The 1,464-nt window shown below is 72.8% G+C and carries 2 protein-coding genes; both read right to left on the bottom strand.

Annotation, left to right across the window (positions count from 1 at the left end):
* The coding region (locus tag G6024_RS05420) for a DUF2238 domain-containing protein (protein ID WP_159148242.1) at positions 1–598 on the bottom strand (598 nt) is incomplete at its 3' end.
* Positions 599–612: 14 nt separating this feature from the next.
* Positions 613–1,464, bottom strand: an 852-nt coding sequence (locus G6024_RS05415) for an endonuclease/exonuclease/phosphatase family protein (protein WP_159148241.1), incomplete at its 5' end; no start/stop codon positions are given.

Here is a 1,464-nt window from a genome sequence, read left to right as displayed (position 1 = left end):
CCGGCCGGGCGGGCGGCGTGGCCGCGGGGAGCAGCAGCTCTGGGCCACGGGCCATGAGCACGCCGGCGAGCAGCGCGCCGAGTCCGCCCGCCGCCAAGTCCCCGACGGTGTCCTCGTAGGTCACGTAGATCTCGTCTGCGAGGTAGGCGTAGCCGAACCACTCGACCATCTCCCACATCGCGCCCAGCGCGAGCCCGAACGCCGTGGTGAGCACGACCGCGCCGGTGACGGTGAACCCGCGGGCACCCGGCGCCCGCACGATCCCGCGGTGCGCACAGAACACGTACGCCACCACAGACAGGGCGCCGGCCAGGAAGAAGTGGATCGGGATGTCCCACCACCAGACGGTTCGGTAGAGGTCCACGACGTTGCTCCACGCCGCCACGAGCAGCGTGGCCGACACGGTGACGTCCGCCCACGCGCGCATGCCGAGGAACCGGGGCAGCATGAGTCCGGGTAGGGCGAAGGCCACGATGGCGGCGTCCGTCACCCCGTGGAACAGCAGGGCCGAGACCACGCTAAGGACGCCGAGCAGGCGCAGGGCGTCCGCCACCGTCTGGAATGCGCTCCCGGCGGGGCGCAGGAAGTTGTCGATCACGTCCGTCGGGCTCCTCACTGTCCTCGCGTCTCGTCTCGCCGCCCATTGTGCTCCTCATCGCCCGGGCCGGCCGGGTGCACCACAGCGTGCACCGGCAGATGGTCCGAGGGCCACCCGCCCTCGTGGCGGAGCGGATTGATCGCGGCGTCGGTGACCGAGAGATCGGGAGTGGTGAGGATCCAGTCGATCCGGGCGCCGTCCCGTCGCGGGCGCCGGTAGTCGGCGTAGGTGCCCCACTGCTCGCTGTGCCGGGCGCGGGCGACCCGCCAACTGTCCACCAGTACCCCGTCCGAGAGGAGTGCGCGCACGGCCGGGCTCGACGGGCCCGCGTTGAAGTCGCCCGTCACGACGGCCGGCAGGCCCCGTGCGGCCACCACCTCCAGGAGGGCACGGGCGGAGCGCAGCCGGGACCGGCCGGACAGCGGGTCGAGGTGTGTGTTGACCACCAGCAGGTCGTGACCGGTGACCCGGTCGCGAAGGTGCACCTCGACCATCACCCGGGGGAACAGGTTGCCCCAGGACACCGACCCGGCACGGTGAGGCGTGTCCGACAGGGCGGACTGTTCCCAGCCCAGCAGCTCGAGACGGGTCGCGTCGAAGAAGATCGGACACGCCTCTCCCCCGCCGTCCGCCGAGCGGCCACGACCGACGTGGTCGTAGCCCGGGCCGAGGGCCTCGAGCACGGTGGCGAATTGTCGGGCGGCCACCTCCTGCGCGCACAGAACGGTCGGTCGCTCGGATGTGAGAAGCGCCCGCACGCGCGGCGCCCGGTGATGCCACCGGTCCGCCGGCCGGGTGAGCGCAGCGGGCACCGGCCGCCGGATGTTCCACGTCATGACGTGCAGGCCGGGCGCGGGCACCGGGCC

This window comes from Dietzia maris (assembly GCF_014144855.1).
GTDB lineage: Bacteria > Actinomycetota > Actinomycetes > Mycobacteriales > Mycobacteriaceae > Dietzia > Dietzia kunjamensis.
This window is presented reverse-complemented; position numbering and strand designations above follow the sequence as displayed.